We start from the raw sequence: 392 nt of genomic DNA, 5'->3' as shown, positions 1-392 counted from the left end.
GGCTTCTCTGCCACTCTCACCACATCATCCGCATGTTTGCTTGAGAAGTGCATCACATCACGTAGAGTCTTGCTCTCAACGCTGAAGGTAGGCATTGTTCCCATACCTCCCGCAAAGGCAACTGCCTCTTTACGGATACCGACTGGGATTCGGGTATCTAATAGTTTCTCCCCAAATTGCCTAATGACATTATTGCTCTTCGTTAGGATATTGTCAACCTTTGATCCCCATTTTTCAACATTTGCGAGAACTCTTGCTTTGGTGCTGTTCTTGGCTAACTGAATCATCTCAGCTGCCTTAGCTCCTAACTTGGTCCCCTTCGCCATCTTCCCTACAGCTGCTGGACCGACAAAAAGACTGGCAATCTCAAAGGTCAAGCCTCCTGCATCATA

1 pseudogene is annotated in these 392 nt (G+C 47.4%); it reads right to left on the bottom strand.

Going from position 1 to position 392, the window contains the following annotated elements:
• Window positions 1-392: pseudogene (locus tag E2R31_RS10050) on the bottom strand (HNH endonuclease); the annotation flags it as partial.

It is taken from the genome of Streptococcus downii (assembly GCF_004353325.1).
Taxonomy (GTDB): Bacteria; Bacillota; Bacilli; order Lactobacillales; family Streptococcaceae; genus Streptococcus; species Streptococcus downii.
This window is presented reverse-complemented; position numbering and strand designations above follow the sequence as displayed.